This is a genomic window from Stenotrophomonas sp. STEN029 (assembly GCF_056760015.1).
In genome coordinates, this window is sequence record NZ_JBRREC010000109.1 from 1 (window position 1) to 15,207 (window position 15,207).

At 63.3% G+C, this 15,207-nt stretch carries 18 protein-coding genes; 15 read left to right on the forward strand and 3 right to left on the reverse strand.

Annotated elements, in window-relative coordinates:
* The first annotated feature begins 213 nt into the window (after positions 1-213).
* Both ACVOLI_RS18265 and ACVOLI_RS18270 read left to right on the forward strand, forming a co-directional pair.
* Positions 214-615, forward strand: a complete 402-nt coding sequence (locus ACVOLI_RS18265; protein WP_481615464.1) for an OsmC family protein — start codon at positions 214-216, stop codon at positions 613-615.
* Positions 616-621: 6 nt separating this feature from the next.
* Positions 622-870: a hypothetical protein gene (locus tag ACVOLI_RS18270; RefSeq protein WP_282273345.1), complete on the forward strand. Its 249-nt coding sequence runs from the start codon at positions 622-624 to the stop codon at positions 868-870.
* A gap of 178 nt (positions 871-1,048) precedes the next feature.
* Here the strand turns inward: ACVOLI_RS18270 and ACVOLI_RS18275 are convergent, their stop codons facing one another.
* On the reverse strand, positions 1,049-1,840 hold the full coding sequence (locus ACVOLI_RS18275; protein ID WP_481615465.1) for a DUF4349 domain-containing protein: 792 nt from the start codon (positions 1,838-1,840) through the stop codon (positions 1,049-1,051).
* Positions 1,841-2,118: 278 nt separating this feature from the next.
* Here ACVOLI_RS18275 and ACVOLI_RS18280 point away from each other — a divergent pair, with 278 nt between their 5' ends.
* From ACVOLI_RS18280 to ACVOLI_RS18325, 10 genes are all read left to right on the forward strand, one after another.
* Complete coding sequence (locus ACVOLI_RS18280; RefSeq protein WP_481615466.1) at positions 2,119-3,921, forward strand: DUF885 domain-containing protein; 1,803 nt, start codon at positions 2,119-2,121, stop codon at positions 3,919-3,921.
* A 275-nt stretch (positions 3,922-4,196) separates the two neighbouring features.
* A complete protein-coding gene (locus ACVOLI_RS18285; protein WP_481615467.1) occupies positions 4,197-4,628 on the forward strand; it encodes a PH domain-containing protein in 432 nt (143 codons plus the stop codon).
* A 130-nt stretch (positions 4,629-4,758) separates the two neighbouring features.
* Complete coding sequence (locus tag ACVOLI_RS18290; RefSeq protein ID WP_481615468.1) at positions 4,759-5,157, forward strand: nuclear transport factor 2 family protein; 399 nt, start codon at positions 4,759-4,761, stop codon at positions 5,155-5,157.
* 39 nt (positions 5,158-5,196) lie between these two features.
* Complete coding sequence (locus ACVOLI_RS18295) at positions 5,197-5,613, forward strand: GNAT family N-acetyltransferase (protein WP_481615469.1); 417 nt, start codon at positions 5,197-5,199, stop codon at positions 5,611-5,613.
* A gap of 43 nt (positions 5,614-5,656) precedes the next feature.
* Positions 5,657-6,121 (forward strand): GNAT family N-acetyltransferase, encoded by a 465-nt coding sequence (locus tag ACVOLI_RS18300; protein WP_481615470.1) that lies wholly within the window; start codon positions 5,657-5,659, stop codon positions 6,119-6,121.
* 90 nt (positions 6,122-6,211) lie between these two features.
* On the forward strand, positions 6,212-6,550 hold the full coding sequence (locus ACVOLI_RS18305; RefSeq protein WP_481615471.1) for a tRNA-binding protein: 339 nt from the start codon (positions 6,212-6,214) through the stop codon (positions 6,548-6,550).
* A gap of 131 nt (positions 6,551-6,681) precedes the next feature.
* The gene (locus ACVOLI_RS18310; RefSeq protein WP_481615472.1) at positions 6,682-7,263 is read left to right on the forward strand and encodes a TMEM175 family protein; all 582 of its coding nucleotides are present in this window, start codon (positions 6,682-6,684) and stop codon (positions 7,261-7,263) included.
* Between the two features lie 130 nt (positions 7,264-7,393).
* Positions 7,394-7,849: an iron chaperone gene (locus ACVOLI_RS18315; RefSeq protein ID WP_481615473.1), complete on the forward strand. Its 456-nt coding sequence runs from the start codon at positions 7,394-7,396 to the stop codon at positions 7,847-7,849.
* A gap of 52 nt (positions 7,850-7,901) precedes the next feature.
* Positions 7,902-8,399 carry a hypothetical protein gene (locus ACVOLI_RS18320; RefSeq protein WP_481615474.1) on the forward strand — a complete coding sequence of 166 codons (498 nt, stop codon included), beginning with the start codon at positions 7,902-7,904 and terminating at the stop codon, positions 8,397-8,399.
* 22 nt (positions 8,400-8,421) lie between these two features.
* On the forward strand, positions 8,422-8,718 hold the full coding sequence (locus ACVOLI_RS18325) for a hypothetical protein (protein ID WP_481615475.1): 297 nt from the start codon (positions 8,422-8,424) through the stop codon (positions 8,716-8,718).
* A 287-nt stretch (positions 8,719-9,005) separates the two neighbouring features.
* On the opposite strand, the gene ACVOLI_RS18330 is transcribed toward ACVOLI_RS18325, so the two are convergent.
* Positions 9,006-10,838 carry an ABC transporter ATP-binding protein gene (locus ACVOLI_RS18330; protein WP_481615476.1) on the reverse strand — a complete coding sequence of 611 codons (1,833 nt, stop codon included), beginning with the start codon at positions 10,836-10,838 and terminating at the stop codon, positions 9,006-9,008.
* 192 nt (positions 10,839-11,030) lie between these two features.
* Positions 11,031-12,608, reverse strand: a complete 1,578-nt coding sequence (locus ACVOLI_RS18335) for a serine hydrolase (protein ID WP_481615477.1) — start codon at positions 12,606-12,608, stop codon at positions 11,031-11,033.
* A 103-nt stretch (positions 12,609-12,711) separates the two neighbouring features.
* Here ACVOLI_RS18335 and ACVOLI_RS18340 point away from each other — a divergent pair, with 103 nt between their 5' ends.
* The 3 genes from ACVOLI_RS18340 (at position 12,712) to ACVOLI_RS18350 (ending at position 15,082) form a co-directional block, all read left to right on the forward strand.
* Positions 12,712-13,140, forward strand: coding sequence for a VOC family protein (locus tag ACVOLI_RS18340; protein WP_481615478.1), 429 nt, complete (start codon positions 12,712-12,714; stop codon positions 13,138-13,140).
* Between the two features lie 147 nt (positions 13,141-13,287).
* Positions 13,288-14,115 (forward strand): DUF72 domain-containing protein, encoded by an 828-nt coding sequence (locus tag ACVOLI_RS18345; RefSeq protein ID WP_481615479.1) that lies wholly within the window; start codon positions 13,288-13,290, stop codon positions 14,113-14,115.
* Between the two features lie 46 nt (positions 14,116-14,161).
* Positions 14,162-15,082 carry a DMT family transporter gene (locus tag ACVOLI_RS18350; protein ID WP_481615480.1) on the forward strand — a complete coding sequence of 307 codons (921 nt, stop codon included), beginning with the start codon at positions 14,162-14,164 and terminating at the stop codon, positions 15,080-15,082.
* Positions 15,083-15,207: the final 125 nt, after the last annotated feature.

Consider the following 15,207-nt stretch of genomic DNA (forward strand, 5'->3'; position numbering starts at 1 on the left):
ACAATGGGGGTTCCCGGTAAGGCCTCTGCCGAGCATGGCTCGGCACTACGGATTGGGCGGCCGGTAAAGCCTCTGCCGAGCATGGCTCGGCACTACAGCGCCCAGGCAAACACTTGCATCGTTCAAGCCTTGGGACGATGCAGTCAATTAACGGCGACTACCGGAGCTGGCTGTGTCGCAGTAAGTTGACGGTTCGTCCTGAAGGAGGCTGCCATGGCCCACGTCACCATTGAATCAACGGGGAGCAACTACGCCCATCGCATCAGCAACGGCATCCACCAGCTTGTCGCCGATGAGCCTGCCCGGCTGGGCGGCCAGGACGCGGGCATGGCGCCGTTCGATCTTTACCTGGCATCACTGGCGGCCTGCACTGCGATTACCTTGCGTATGTATGCAGAGAAAAAAGGCTGGGAGCTGGGTGAGTTCAACGCCGAGCTAACCTCTACCCGCGATGAAGCCGGTAAGCTGCAGGTGCACCGCATTCTTTCCGCTACCGGCGCGTTGACCGACGAACAATGGGAACGACTACTGGACGTAGCCACCCGCACACCGGTCACGAAAGTGATGGGCGAAGGTGCGACCATCACCAGCGAACACCGCGCCCTGAAGAGTTGAGACGCCATGTTTACGATTGTTGTTATCTGGGATGCAGACAACGCCGAAGTGACCCAGTGGGACGAGACCCCGTGGGTCACCACCTTCAAGGATCGCGAAGTGTCTTTGCGGGCAGGGCCACGCGAGCGCGTGGATGCCAATGGCGTCAGCAGCCAGGTGGCGGTCTATCTGCCCGATGAGTTCAACGAGGAAGAGTTCCAGGACCTGTTCGCCGCGCACGAGAAGCGCATTCCCGAATTGCACCTGCATGGCTGATGCCCGCTCTTGTGGGAGCGACGTCAGCCGCGAAGCTGGCATCGTTCCAGATCATCGGCATCGCGGCTGACGCCGCTCCAACAAAAGCCAGTGGGCACTTTGCTTGCCCGTGCCGCGAAGCTGGTGTCGTTTCAGGGCATCAGCTTCGCGGCTTACGCCGCTCCCACAAATCTGCGGATTACTTCTTCTTGCGGCGGCGCCACCACAGGCGCAGCAACCATGCCAGGAAGCCACCAACCAGAATCAACGGCAGCAGGCCTGCGACGATGCGGATCACATAGGCCACGCTGGTGGTGAATATCTCGCCGAAATCACCGAACGCCCGGCCAATCTCGCTGCGGTTACGCTGGCTGTTGGTCGATTCGATATTGATCGTCACCAACTGCGTATCGATGCGGCGGTGCTGCTGCGCCGAATCACGGTTGGCCTGCTGCAGGCCGGCTTCGATCTCAGACAGCCGCGCCGAAATCGTCAGCAGGTCCGCCACCGCCAGATCCTTGCGCTGCTGATACTCGAGCAGGCGTTCATGCTCGGCCTTCAGGCGATCCTGCATCAATCGGGTATCGGCAACCTGCTGGGCCAGGTCCTCGGCCTCGGTGTTGCGGGTGGTCACCTCGCCCTTGTCGCTGGCCAACGCGATCAGCGGCTCCACGCCCTTCGGCGCGACCCGCACCTTGATTGAACCGCGGGGCGTATCGCCGCCCTGCTGGGACACATTGAGCACCGCGCAGTCGCCGAACTTCGCGCTCTGGCAGGCTTCGGATACAGCCTTCACCCGCGGCGCGATGTCCTTGCCCGGCAACTGCAGTTGCACGGTGTGCTCATAGGCCAGGAATGCGCCCTCTGGCGATTGTACCGCATCGGCTGCCACCGCCGCGCTCTCGGCCGACATCTCATGTTTGGCACAGCCAGCCAGCGCCAGCAGCGCGCCCAGCGCCAATACCAAGGTCCTTCCGTGCAGTTGCTTCATGCGTCCATGTTCCAGTTGATTTCGTGGCGGCAGCATAACGACTTGGCTGAATACGAAGGCTAAAAATTTGTGCAGAGCCGGGTAGCCCGGGTAAGCGCAGCGCACCCGGGGATTCGGTGGGCCGGATGAACCAAGTACCCGGGTGCGCTGCGCTTACCCGGGCTACATGGCGGCCTCGTCCAACCACCCGTTTCGGCAAGCTGACACCAACCAACGGCAGGTGCAGCAGCGGCCCAGTCCACCTATGCTCAGGGATTACCTCAACAACAGGATCACCGATGCGCAAGCACCTGCTCGCCGCCGCCCTGCTCGCCAGCCTCGCCGGCTGCCAGAGCGGTGACGCCCCGACCGCGCCGTCCACCACCACCGAGCAGGCCGGCCAGTCCCAGGCCGACGCCCAGTTCGCCGAGCTGTCGAAGAAGGCTTTGGACACCTGGATGCAGTTGTCCCCGGTCAGCGCCACCCAGATCGGTGATCACCGCTACGACAGCCAGCTTGATGACCTCAGCGCGGCCGGCCAGCAGAAGAGCCTGGAGGCGAGCAAGGCCCTGCTCGCCGAGCTGGACAAGCTCGACGTCAGCAAGCTCGGCCGCGAGAACCAGGTGGATGCCGCCATCCTGCGCAACCAGCTGCAGTCGGACATCTGGTCCAACGAAACCATGCAATCATGGAAGTGGGACCCGCAGGTCTATAACGGCCTGGCCGGCAGCGCCATCTACGGTCTGATGGCGCGCGAATTCGCGCCGCTGCCGGAGCGCCTGAAGTCGGCCACCGCGCGCATCGAACTGATCCCGCAGATCTTCGCCGCCGCCCGTGCCAACCTGGACCCGGCGCGCGTGCCGAAGATCCACGCCGAAACCGTGGCCAAGCAGAACCGCGGCATCCTCAGCCTGGTTGAAACCTTCATCGTGCCCAACATCGGCCAGCTGGAAGCCGCCGACCAGGAACGCCTGAAGGCCGCCATCGCCACGTTGACCACGGCAGTCGAAGAACAACAGACCTGGCTGGACAAGACCCTGGTACCGAATGCCAAGGGCGAGTTCCGCATCGGCGCGGAAAAGTACGACCAGAAGCTGAAGTTCTCGCTCAACTCCTCGCTGTCGCGCGCCGAGATCGGCGAGCGCGCCCGCGCCGAGCTGACCCGCGTGCGCAAGGACATGTACGGCATCGCCCAGGTGGTGTTGAAGGACAAGCCGGGCGCACCGGAAATGCCAGCCAACCCGACCGACGACCAGCAGCAGAAGGCGATCGAGGCCGCACTGGAACTGGCCTATGCCGACAAGCCGGCCCGCGACAAGGTCGTGGACGATGCCAAGGCTGCACTGGACCAGTCCACCGAGTTCGTGCGCAAGCATGACCTGATGACCCTGCCTGATGCGCCGGTCGACATCATCCTGATGCCGGAGTTCCAGCGTGGCGTGGCCGTGGCCTATTGCGATTCGCCGGGCCCGCTGGACAAGAACCTGAAGACCTTCTACGCGGTCTCGCCGATTCCGGATGACTGGAACGACAAGCAGGTGGATTCCTTCCTGCGCGAATACAACAGCCGCATGATCCACCTGCTGTCCATCCACGAAGGCACCCCGGGCCATTACCTGGAAGGCTGGCACTCGGGCAAGTTCCCGTCGACGCTGCGCGCAGTGCTGCGCTCGGGCCTGTTTGCCGAAGGCTGGGCGGTCTACACCGAGCGCATGATGCAGGAGCAGGGTTACCTGGATAACGACCCGCTGTTCCACCTGGTGCAGCTGAAGTTCTACCTGCGCACCATTGCCAATGCCATCCTCGACCAGGGTGTGCACGTGGACAACTGGAGCCGCGAGCAGGCCATGCACCTGATGACCCACGACGCGTTCCAGCAGGAAAGCGAAGCCTCCGGCAAGTGGGTGCGCGCACAGCTCACCTCTGCCCAGCTGCCGACCTACTTCGTCGGTGCACAGGAGCACTTCGACACCCGCAAGGCAGTACAGGAAAAGCAGGGTGCCAACTTCAACCTGAAGGCCTACCACGACCAGATGCTGTCCTACGGCGCACCGCCGGTGCGTTTCGCACGCCAGCTGATGCTGGAACAGCCGATCGAATAAGTCCGGCTGGTTTTGTCCACTGAAAAGCCCGGGCAGTGCCCGGGCTTTTTTTGGTCCTTGTAGTGCCGAGCCATGCTCGGCTGAAGCGTCAACGGTGAAGCCCCTGCCGAGCATGGCTCGGCACTACAGCCGCTCCCACAAGGACAATCGTGCCGTACATGCATCGCCCGCACGTCCAACAGTCATGCATTACGGCCTATTGCCCTGATCTACGCGCCACCTACAATTCCGCCTGCGCTGCAAAACAATTCACCATCACGGGGGACGGCTTCTACATGGAAACAAATGCAATCCTGGCCTGGACGCTGGTATCGGAATGCCCGATTCCGCAGGACGTGAACGACATCCTCGTGCCCGGAGAGACCGCCGTGGCGGCTTACAAAACCTTCCGTGATTCAGCAGTATTCACCAACAAACGCTTGATCGTGCGCGACGCACAAGGCATCACCGGCAAGAAAGTGGAGATCTATTCGCTACCGTACTCCTCGATCTACATGTGGTCCTCGGAGAACGGCCACGGCCTGTTCAATTTCAACTCCGAGATCGAGCTCTGGACCAAGGCCGGTCATATCAAGGTCAACCTCAACAAGGGCCTGGATGTCCGCCGTCTGGACAAGCTGATCGCCCAGGCCGTGCTGGGCGGCACTACGTCGCCGGCCATTGGCACGGCTCAAGCGGTGCCCGGCAATCCGCCACCATTGCCGTAAACGGACAGAGGGCACACCATTTCGGCCAGCGGCATCATCAGACCCGTGCCGTCCTCTGAAAGCCGAACCACCCTGCCCAACGCCGCCACGCTCGCTGCGATATCAGGCGTTCCGCACATTCCGGAGTTCCATGACAAACCAACGCACGCACCACCTCCAGCTGGCCCATGCCGTGCTCGACTGGAACCGCCAGCATCTCAATCGCGATTCCGTACTGACCGAAGCACTGATCGGTGAGTGCTTCGCCGAACACTTCATTGTCGAGCCCAATGGTCGTCGCTACGAGGCCAATCCTGCCAACTACCTCGAATTCCTCAACGGCATGAAAGCCGGCATGGAAGGCATCGACTACGAGATCGACCATGCGCTCGTGGACGGCACTTCGGTCACGTTCTCGATGCGCGCACGGATCAGCTACGCTGACGGGCGCCGCGAGCTGTTCCGCGCCATGCTGCTGATGCGGTTCAACGATGCCGGCAAGGTCACCCTCTGGCACGAGGTCTACGTGCCCATCGCGTTGCCCTCCTGAAACGACGACGCACAGCCAACCAGAATTCCGGATGCAACGATGAGCGAACCCAACTACACCATCAACCACGACATCCCTTCCGTGGACACCTACCGGCATCTGCGCCAAGCCAGTGGGCTCAGCGCGAAGACGCAGGAAGCCGCCAGTCGCGGTCTCCCCAATTCACTGTTCGCCGTGCAGATCACCCATGCCGGCGAAACCGTGGCGATGGGTCGGGTGATCGGCGATGGCGGCACCTTCTATCAGGTGGTCGACATCGCGGTGCTGCCTGCGCATCAGGGCCGTGGTCTCGGCAAGAAGGTGATGCTGGAAATCCAGGCGTACATCGAACGTGAGGTGCCGGCTTCGGCCTACGTCAGCCTGCTGGCGGATGGCGAAGCCTATCGTCTTTACCAACAGTACGGTTTCACCCTGACCGCACCTGCCAGCGTCGGCATGGCACTCAAGAAAGCATGATGTCCACTACCCGCATCACCACCCGCACATCAACGGAAAAGGAATGAACATACGGCCGCTCAAGCCGAACGACGTGGATGCCGCGAGCAGGCTTTGCATGGCGGCGTTCATGGATTCGGTTGCTTCCACGCTCACTGGCGAAGGCGTCGCGACGTTCCGCAAGCTTGCCGCTGCGGAAGCGTTTGCCTCCCGAATCAGCGAGGACAACCTGATGTGGTTGGCGGAAGTTTCCGGGCAACCCGCCGGCCTCATCGAGCTGAAGCAGGGGCGACATATCGCAATGCTGTTCATCAGCCCCGAGCTGCAGCGCCGCGGCATCGGCCGCCGCCTGCTTGCCGAAGCCATCAAGCACGCCCGCTCGGACATGCTGACCGTGAGCGCCTCCGTGCCTTCGGTGCCCGCCTACCTCGGCTACGGATTCCATTGCAGCGGCGAGGTGAGCGAATCGATGGGAATCATCTACCAGCCGATGGAACTATGGCTGGACCGCGTCGCCACAGGCGACTGAGTTTGGCGATCGCGCTACGGGTTCTGGAGATCAGCCTGTATCGCGCCAGCCCCAACCACTCCAATGACATCAAGCTCCCGAGCAACCGCCATGCAGACCATCGACTGGAACGACTTCAGCAAGGTTGAACTTCGCGTAGGTCGCGTCATCGCCGCCGAGCCTTTCACTGCCGCCCGCAAGCCCGCGTACATCCTGCAGGTGGATTTCGGCCCGGACTTCGGCACCCGCAAGTCCAGCGCACAGATCACCGCGCTATACAGCCCCGAACAGTTGGTCGGGCGGCTGGTTGTGGCAGTGCTCAACTTTCCTCCGAAACAAATCGGCCCACTGATGTCCGAATGCCTGGTCACCGGATTTCACGACGCTGAGGGTCGGGTCAGCCTATGCATGCCCGAACATGAAGTCCCGCTGGGCACTCGCCTGCTATAGGTCCTGCAAACGGTCCAGCCTGCCCTGCAGACTCGCTGGCCGCCAAGCCGCAAGTCCGACACACGGCCTCAACAGCGCTTCGTGCTAGCGTTCTGCACCGAATTCCTCGGCGATGCATGCAGGAGACAGCAATGGGCAAAGGCCGGCTTGAAGCCTTCAGTGACGGCGTACTGGCCATCATCATCACCATCATGGTGCTGGAGATGCGGCCACCGCAGGGCGCTACGCTGGACGCCCTGCGACCGTTGCTGACCACCTTGCTCAGCTACCTGCTGAGCTTCGTCTACGTCGGCATATACTGGAACAACCACCACCACCTGCTGCAGGCCTGCCAGAAGGTGACCGGCAGTGTGCTGTGGGCCAACCTGCACCTGCTGTTCTGGCTGTCGCTGCTGCCGTTCGCCACGCATTGGATGGATGACTTCAACAAGCAGCCACTGCCGACCGCGCTTTATGGCTGCATCCTGTTGGCTGCTGCCATCGCCTATTGGATCCTGCAGCGGCGCATCGTCGCTGCCGACGGCGAGAACTCGCGCCTGCGGCATGCACTGGGCAAGGACTGGAAAGGCAAATTATCGCCACTGCTTTACATCAGCGGCGTCGCCCTGAGCTTCGCCAATGCACATCTTGCCCAACTGATCTACGCAGCTGCAGCCTTGCTCTGGCTGATTCCGGACAAACGCATCGAACGCGAGCTCGGCCAGGCAGGCTAGGCCCGGCAGCAACCGGCTTCGCGCAGGTGCCCCTGCATGCTGTGGGCCGCCCGTCTACACCGCCGCTTTACATCCGTGCGCACGGCTTGCGGTAAAAAGCCCTGCCCTTCCACACTTTGCAGGAACTGCGATGGCCGCGTCCAAAACCACCGGATTCACCGCCGAAGAACAGGCCGCCATGAAGGAACGTGCGCGTGAGCTCAAGGCCGAGGCCAAAGCCGGCAAGCTGAAGGCCGACGGCGAGGCTGAGCTGTTGGCCAAGGTCGCCGAGATGCCCACAGCCGAGCAACAGATGGCCCGGCGCCTGCATGCGATCGTCTCCGCCACTGCACCGTCGCTCACACCAAAGACCTGGTACGGCATGCCGGCCTATGCGCGCGACGGTAAGGTCGTGCTGTTCTTCCAGGGAGCGAGCAAGTTCGGCGCACGCTATTCCACGCTGGGTTTCAACGACACGGCGATGCTGGATGACGGGCCGATGTGGGCGACTTCTTTCGCCCTTGCGGAACTCAACCCCGAGGTCGAAAAGAAGATCACTGCCCTGGTCAAGAAGGCCATGCGCAAGCGCGGCAGCAGCCCGCAATAGGCAAAGCGCGGATCTGCGGCTATCGTGTCCTGCCCCCGCAGCGATAGACCGCATGCCTTTCTGGACCTGGCTGTTCCCACGCACGCAAGCCGCATACACCAGCCCGCTTTCACCCGAGCAGGCCGTGCAGGCACTGCGTGCTGCTACCGCGCGAGGCAACCTGACCGCCACCGGCAGCGTCGCAGGCTCGATAAGCGACAAGCGCGTACATCTTTACCATCGGACAGTGATGCGGAATTCATTCAAGCCCCACTTCCGCGGCAGCCTGCAAGCAACCGCGCAGGGCTGTGAGCTGCGCGGCGCGTATGCGTTGCCGCCGTTGGTTTTCGTCTTCATGCTTTTCTGGCTTGGTTTCTGCGTACTGTGGACCACGGTGGCCGCACTGCAGGTGGGCAGATTTGACCTGATGCTCCTGCCCGCGGTACTGCCTGGCCTGCTGATGCCTTGCTTCGGCATCGGCTTGCTGCGGCTGGGGCAGCACCTGTCCAGCGATGACCCGGCGATCGTGTCACGGGTGATCCGGCAAGCCTTGCAGTCTCCTTCAGCCTGACCCCAACCGCGAGGGTTCCCACTTGTCCAGCCATGACGACACCGCACTGGAATTGCAGAAACTGCAGTTCGAAGTGATGCAGCAGTTGGAAGTCATTGCCGATGACATCAAGGCCGGGCGACTGGGCGCCGATGAAGGTTCAGCCAAAGCCAAGGCCGTCATTGCGGCCAGCGAGCAGCAACGTATCGTCATGTTCAATGCCGCCATGACGAAACGGCAACGGCAAGGTCGTCGTGGCTGGCTGTTCGCCTTGATGGTGGTAGTCGCAATCGCCGTAGTAGTGGCAGGCCTGCTGCTTGCGCGCATCAGCGCGGCATAAGCGCGGTAGTGCCGAGCCATGCTCGGCAGGGGCCTGCCCAGCAATGCCACAGCGGCCTTTGTAGGAGCGGCGTAAGCCGCGAAGCCACCAATCCAACACATCGCGAACAGCTTACCCCTCCCCAACTCTCCCCTTCGCTACGCGAAAGGGAGGGAGCGTAGTGGGGGGGGGCGGGGCGGCCGCCGGCGGGGGGGGGACAGGAAACACCCCCCCACCGCGGACCCACCCCAACCCACCCCCCCCCCCCCCCCCCCCCCCCCCCCACTACCAGACGCCCACCGCGCACCTCAACCCTCGGCAGCTACAAAGCCACCGGTCTGCCGCGTCCAAAGCCGCGCATACAGCCCACCCGCCGCAACCAATTCGGCATGCGTGCCGGCCTCAACGATGCGGCCCTGATCCATCACCACCAATCGATCCATGCGCGCGATGGTCGACAGACGATGGGCGATGGCGATGACGGTCTTGTCGCCCATCAGCTCATCCAGGCTGTCCTGGATCGCAGCCTCCACTTCCGAATCCAATGCCGAGGTGGCTTCGTCGAGGATCAGGATCGGCGCGTCCTTCAACAATACCCGGGCGATGGCGATACGCTGGCGCTGGCCACCGGACAGCTTCACCCCGCGCTCGCCGACATGGGCGTCATAGCCCTGCCGCCCCTGCCCATCCACCAGCGACTCGATGAAGCCCTCGGCACGTGCCTTGGCAACGGCGGCGCGCAGTTGTTCCTCGCTGGCATCCGGACGCCCATACAACAGGTTGTCGCGGATCGAACGATGCAGCAGTGAGGTGTCCTGGGTAACCACACCAATCTGCGCACGCAGGCTGTCCTGGGTGACGTGGGCGATGTCCTGCCCATCGATCAGGATCTTGCCGCTCTCCAGGTCGTACAGCCGCAGCAACACGTTGACCAGGGTGGATTTGCCAGCGCCCGAGGGCCCGACCAGACCGATCTTCTCGCCCGGCTTCACCGCCAGATTCAATCCGGCCATCACTCCGCCGCGCTTGCCGTAATGGAAGTGCACGTTCTGGAAATCCACCGCGCCAGCAGTGACAAGCAACGGCTTGGCATCGGCTGCATCCTGCACGCTCAATGGCTGGGCAATGGTCTCCATGCCATCCTGCACCGTACCGATGTCCTCGAAGATGCCGTTGATGGTCCACATGATCCAGCCGGACATGTTGTGGATGCGGATCACCAGGCCAGTGGCCAGGGTGATTGCCCCAACGCTGATCAGGCTGTCCTGCCACAGCCACAAGGCCAGCGCGCAGGTACCCACGATCAGGAAGCCATTGAGAACGGCGATCACCATCTCCAGCCCGGTGGTGATCCGGGTCTGCGCGCGGTGCTTCTCAGCAAGCTCCTGGATGGCTTCAGCGACATAACGCTGCTCGTGGCCGCTGTGCGCGAACAGCTTGAGTGTGGCGATATTGGTATAGCCATCGACGATACGGCCCATCGCCCGCGAACGCGCATCGGATGCAATCCACGCGCGATGCTTCATGCGCGGCACGAAGTACACGCCGATGCCGACATAGGCCATCAGCCAGATCGCCAGCGGCAGCATCAGCCGCCAATCGGCCTGCGCGAACAGATACAGCGCGCTGCCGGTATAGACCACGATGTACCACAGCGAGTCCACCATCTGCACCGCCGACTCGCGCAGCGAGGTCCCGGTCTGCATCACCCGGTTGGCGACGCTGCCGGCGAAATCATTCTGGAAGAAACTCAGGCTTTGCCGCACCACATGGTTGTGCATCAGCCAACGCGAGCGGTTGCTCAGCCCCGGCACGATCGACTGGTTGACCAGCAGGTTGTGCAAGGCCACCAGCAGCGGACGCGCCAGCAGGGTGATGACGGCCATCCATAGCAGTTCACCCGCATGGCGCTGGAAGAAACCGGGGCCCGCGCTGTCGGCCAGCATGTCGACGATGCGGCCGAGGAAATCGAACATCGCCACTTCCACCAAGGCCAGCAACAGGCCGGCGATCAGCGTCGCCAACAGCACCGGCCACACCGGGCGCAGGTAATGCAGGTAGAAACGCACCACGCCACGCGGCGGCGTGCGGGTATCCAGCGGCGGGAAAACGGGAATCAGGGATTCGAACCAGCGCAGCATTGCCACGGCCTGTAAAACCAGAACAGGCCGCGATTGTCCCATCGCGGCCTGTGTTGTGTCTGTCTAGGCGATGAGGAACTGTCTGGTTGTGGGAGCGGCGTCAGCCGCGAAGCCGATACCGCCCCCGCCACTCGATCAACTGCAATCTGGTGATTCAGCTGCTTCGCGGCTTACGCCGCTCCTACAAGCGCCTTATTCCGCCTTTGGCTTCAGCAACAGGTCCTGGAAGTCGAAGCTGAAATCGGTCAACGAGGACACCGCCTGCATCCGCACCTCACGCACCTTGCCGTCCGGGTCCAGGCTGAAGTTTACGAAAGCATCGGCGTTGAGCGAGCGGTTGTCCCAGCGCACGATGAAGGTGTCGTGCTGCCAGTGCTCCATCGTGCCGATCAGATCGGCCGTCGCACCAAAACGCAGGCGCAGCTTGCCGCCTTGCTGCTCAACGAACACATCGCCGTACCAGGCATCGCCATAAGTGCCCGCATACTTCGCCAGCGGCAGCGACGGCTTGCTCTTGGCATCGCGCGCCGCCACATGCTTGTCCCAGCCTTCATCGGCATTGCCCTGCGCCTTGGCCACGCCAGCGGCGTAGGCGGCGACCCAGTCATTGCCCTGCGCGCCAAGCATGGCGTCGAGCACGCTCATGGTGATCGCATTGAAAGCGGCGCCGGATTCCTGGTTGGTCAGCACCACCACGCCCAGGTTCTGCTCGGGCACCAGGGTCAGACGCGACACCTGGCCCGGCCAGCCGCCGGTATGCCAGACCAGCTTCTGCCCGCGGTAGTCGCTCAGGCTCCAGCCCTCGCCATAACCGGCGAAGTTCGGCCGTGCCGGTGCCAGCTCGGGCACCGACGGTTTGGGCACGACCTGCGGGATCTGCATCTGCCACATCTGCTGCTGGGTCTTCTCGCTGAACAGCGGCGTGCCATCGGCAAGCTTGCCTTCGGCCAGCTGCACGTTCATCCACTTGGCCAGGTCATGCACGCTGGAATAGATGCCACCGGCACCGGCGTTGTTCGACCAGGTCAGCGGCGGCACCGGCCGCAGGTCCTTGAAGTCGTACTTGGCGTGACCGACGGCGGCCTTGTCGCCAGGCAGCAGATGGTCGGCGTTGTAGCGCGTCGCGCTCATGCCAACCTTGTTGAAGATGCGCTGCTGCAGGAAGTCGGCAAATGACTGCCCGGACACCTTCTCGATCACCTGCTGGGCCACCGCATACAGGATGTTGTCGTAGGCATAGCGGTCACGGAAACCATTCTTCAGCGGCACCTGCGCCAACCGCGCGACCACTTCCGCATTGCTGTAACGGGTGGTCGGCCAGAACAGCAGGTCGCCTGCGCCCAGGCTCAGCCCGCTGCGGTGCGAGAGCAGGTCGCGGATGCGCATCTCGCCGGTGACATAGGGGTCGGACATACGGAACGACGGCAGATGATCGACCACCCGGTCGTCCATCTTCAGCTTGCCCTCTTCTGCCAGCAGGTTCAGCGAAGTAGCGGTGAACGCCTTGGTATTGGAGGCGATGGCGAACAAGGTATCGGCCTGCACCGGCTCGGGCTTGCCCAGTTCACGCAGGCCCCAGCCGCGCTCCAGGATCACCTTGCCATCCTTGACCACGGCCACCGCCACGCCAGGCACGTCGAACTGCTGGCGCACGCGTTCCACCGTGGCATCCAGCTGCTGCAATTCCGTCGGCACTGCCTCCTGTGCGGAGGCCATCGGTGCCACCACGCCCATTGCGAGCACCAGCCCGCCACCCAACCAACTATTCAATGCGCTCTCCCTTTTGTGTCGATGCCGGCCGCGGACCGGTCTTCTCGCGATGGTAACGCGAGCGCGCCCACCCTCGCCTTTCCGCAACTGCCCAGAAGCGACCATGGACCTCGCCGCCCGCACCACCGCCACCATCATTCCCTGCCTGCGCTACCGCGATGCGCCCGCCGCCATCGACTGGTTGTGCACGGCCTTCGGCTTCCAGCGCCATGCGGTGTACCAGGATGGCAATGTCGTCCATCACGCGCAGCTGGTGTTCGGCAACGGCATGATCATGCTCGGCTCGGTGCAGCCCAGCGAATGGGGCAGCAACATGATCCAACCCGACGAGGTGGGCGGCATGGAGACCCAGAGCGCCTGCGTCATCGTCAGCGATGCCGATGCACATTATGCGCAGGCCAAGGCCGCCGGCGCGGAGATCATCATCGACATCGCCGACCAGGACTACGGCGGCCGCGGCTATGCCTGCCGTGATCCAGAAGGCCACCTGTGGTGGTTCGGTAGCTACGACCCGTGGGCACCCAGCGTGTAGTGCCGAGCCATGCTCGGCAGAGGCCTTACACGTAGCGTCTGAGATTGCCGGCAAGGCCCCTGCCGAGCATGGCCCGGCACTACCTTGTGCAGGTACATTGTCGGCTTCGCGGCCTGCGCCGCCCCCACAAAACACCGGGGCATTGTCTTGAACGATCTGTTTTCCAGCACAGCGCATGCGCCCGGTGTGCACATCGGCATCGGTGGCTGGACCTACGTGCCCTGGCGCGGTGGTATGTTCTACCCGGCTGGACTGGTGCAGCGCCGTGAACTGGAATACGCAAGCCAGCAGCTGACCAGCATCGAGATCAACGGCACCTATTACGGCGCGCAGAAGCCGCATATCTATGCCGGTTGGCGCGATGCCACACCAGAGGGCTTCGTGTTCTCGGCCAAGGCGCCCAAGCGTATTGTCACTGCGCGCAAACTCGCCGGCAGCGGGGGGCAGATCGAGGACTTCATCGATGGCATCAGCCATCTCGGTGATCGGCTTGGGCCACTGCTATGGCAGTTCGACGCCGGGCGCACGCTGGACCGCGAAGATCTCGCGGCGTTCCTGCAATTACTGCCACAGCAGGTCAATGGCCGCCGCCAGCGCCATGCCCTGGAAGTTCGCGATCCCGGCTGCTTCGACGCCGAGCTGGTGGCGCTGATCCGCCAGCACGGCATCGCGCTGGTCTATACCGACTCCGCCGCCTATCCCAACGCTGCCGACTTGTCCGGCGACTTCGTCTATGCACGCCTGATGGGCAGCCGCGACGAGCACGCTACCGGCTATCCGGCCAGTGAGCTTGCACCATGGGCCGATCGCGTCCGGCGTTGGCGCAAGGGCGAAGACGCAGCCGAACTGCCTCATCTTGCCGCACCATCTGCAGCCGCCGCACCACGCGAGGTCTTCCTGTACTTCATCAGCGCCGCCAAGCACCGCAACCCCGCAGCGGCACGCGAACTGCAGCGGTTGATCGACGCAAACTGAAGCCCGCGGCGCGGCGCAAACGTCCCGCATCGGCGACAATACGCCGATGCCTACCAACGACACCCGCAAGGCCCTGTTGCAGATCCATTTCTGCGTTCTGCTATGGGGCGTCACCGCCATTCTTGGCAAGCTGATCACCCTGCCCGCGTTGCCGCTGGTGTGGTGGCGGATGTTGCTGGTGGTGGCGATGCTGGCGCTGCTGCCACGGGTCTGGCGCGGGCTGTCGGGCTTGAACCCGCGGCTGGTGCTGGGCTATGCCGGCATCGGCGCACTGGTGGCGCTGCACTGGCTTACCTTCTACGGCGCGGTGAAGCTGGCCAATGCCTCGGTTGCAGCCACCTGCATCGCGCTGGCGCCGGTGTTCACCGCCATCATCGAGCCGTGGATTGCGCGGCGTCCGTTCCAGATGCGCGAATTGGCGCTGGGCGTGGTGGTGCTGCCCGGTGTCGCATTGGTGGTTGGCGGCGTGCCCGATGGCATGCGACTGGGCGTGGCAGTCGGTGCCGCGTCCGCATTGCTGGTGGCGCTGTTCGGTTCGCTCAACAAGCGCATGGTCGGCCACGCCGATCCGTTGACCGTCACTGCGGTGGAACTGGGCGCGGGCACCTTGACCCTGACGCTGTTGGCTCCGGTATTGCCCTTCCTGCTGCCAGCCTTGGCCAGCGATCTGTGGGTGCTGCCCAACCTGCACGACGGCCTGTTGCTGCTGGCCCTGTCCGGCCTGTGCACGCTGCTGCCGTTTGCGCTGGCGCTGGTAGCACTAAGGCACTTGAGCGCCTACACCACGCAGTTGGTCACCAACCTGGAACCGGTCTACGCGATCGTGCTGGCGATGCTGTTCCTTGGCGAGCAGCATGAGCTGACGCCGCAGTTCTATCTGGGCGTGGCGATCATTCTCGGTGGCGTGTTCCTGCATCCGCTGTTGAACCGCCTGCGGCCGGCTACGGCAAGCACCGGCCAGGCCTGATCGCTAGTCGTCATGTAGCCCGGGTAAGCGCAGCGCACCCGGGAATCAAATGGCCGCGCGGCCAACATATTCCGTCGATACGACGTCCTTGGCCCAAGCGCTCGGTAGGTGTCTGAGGCGAGCCC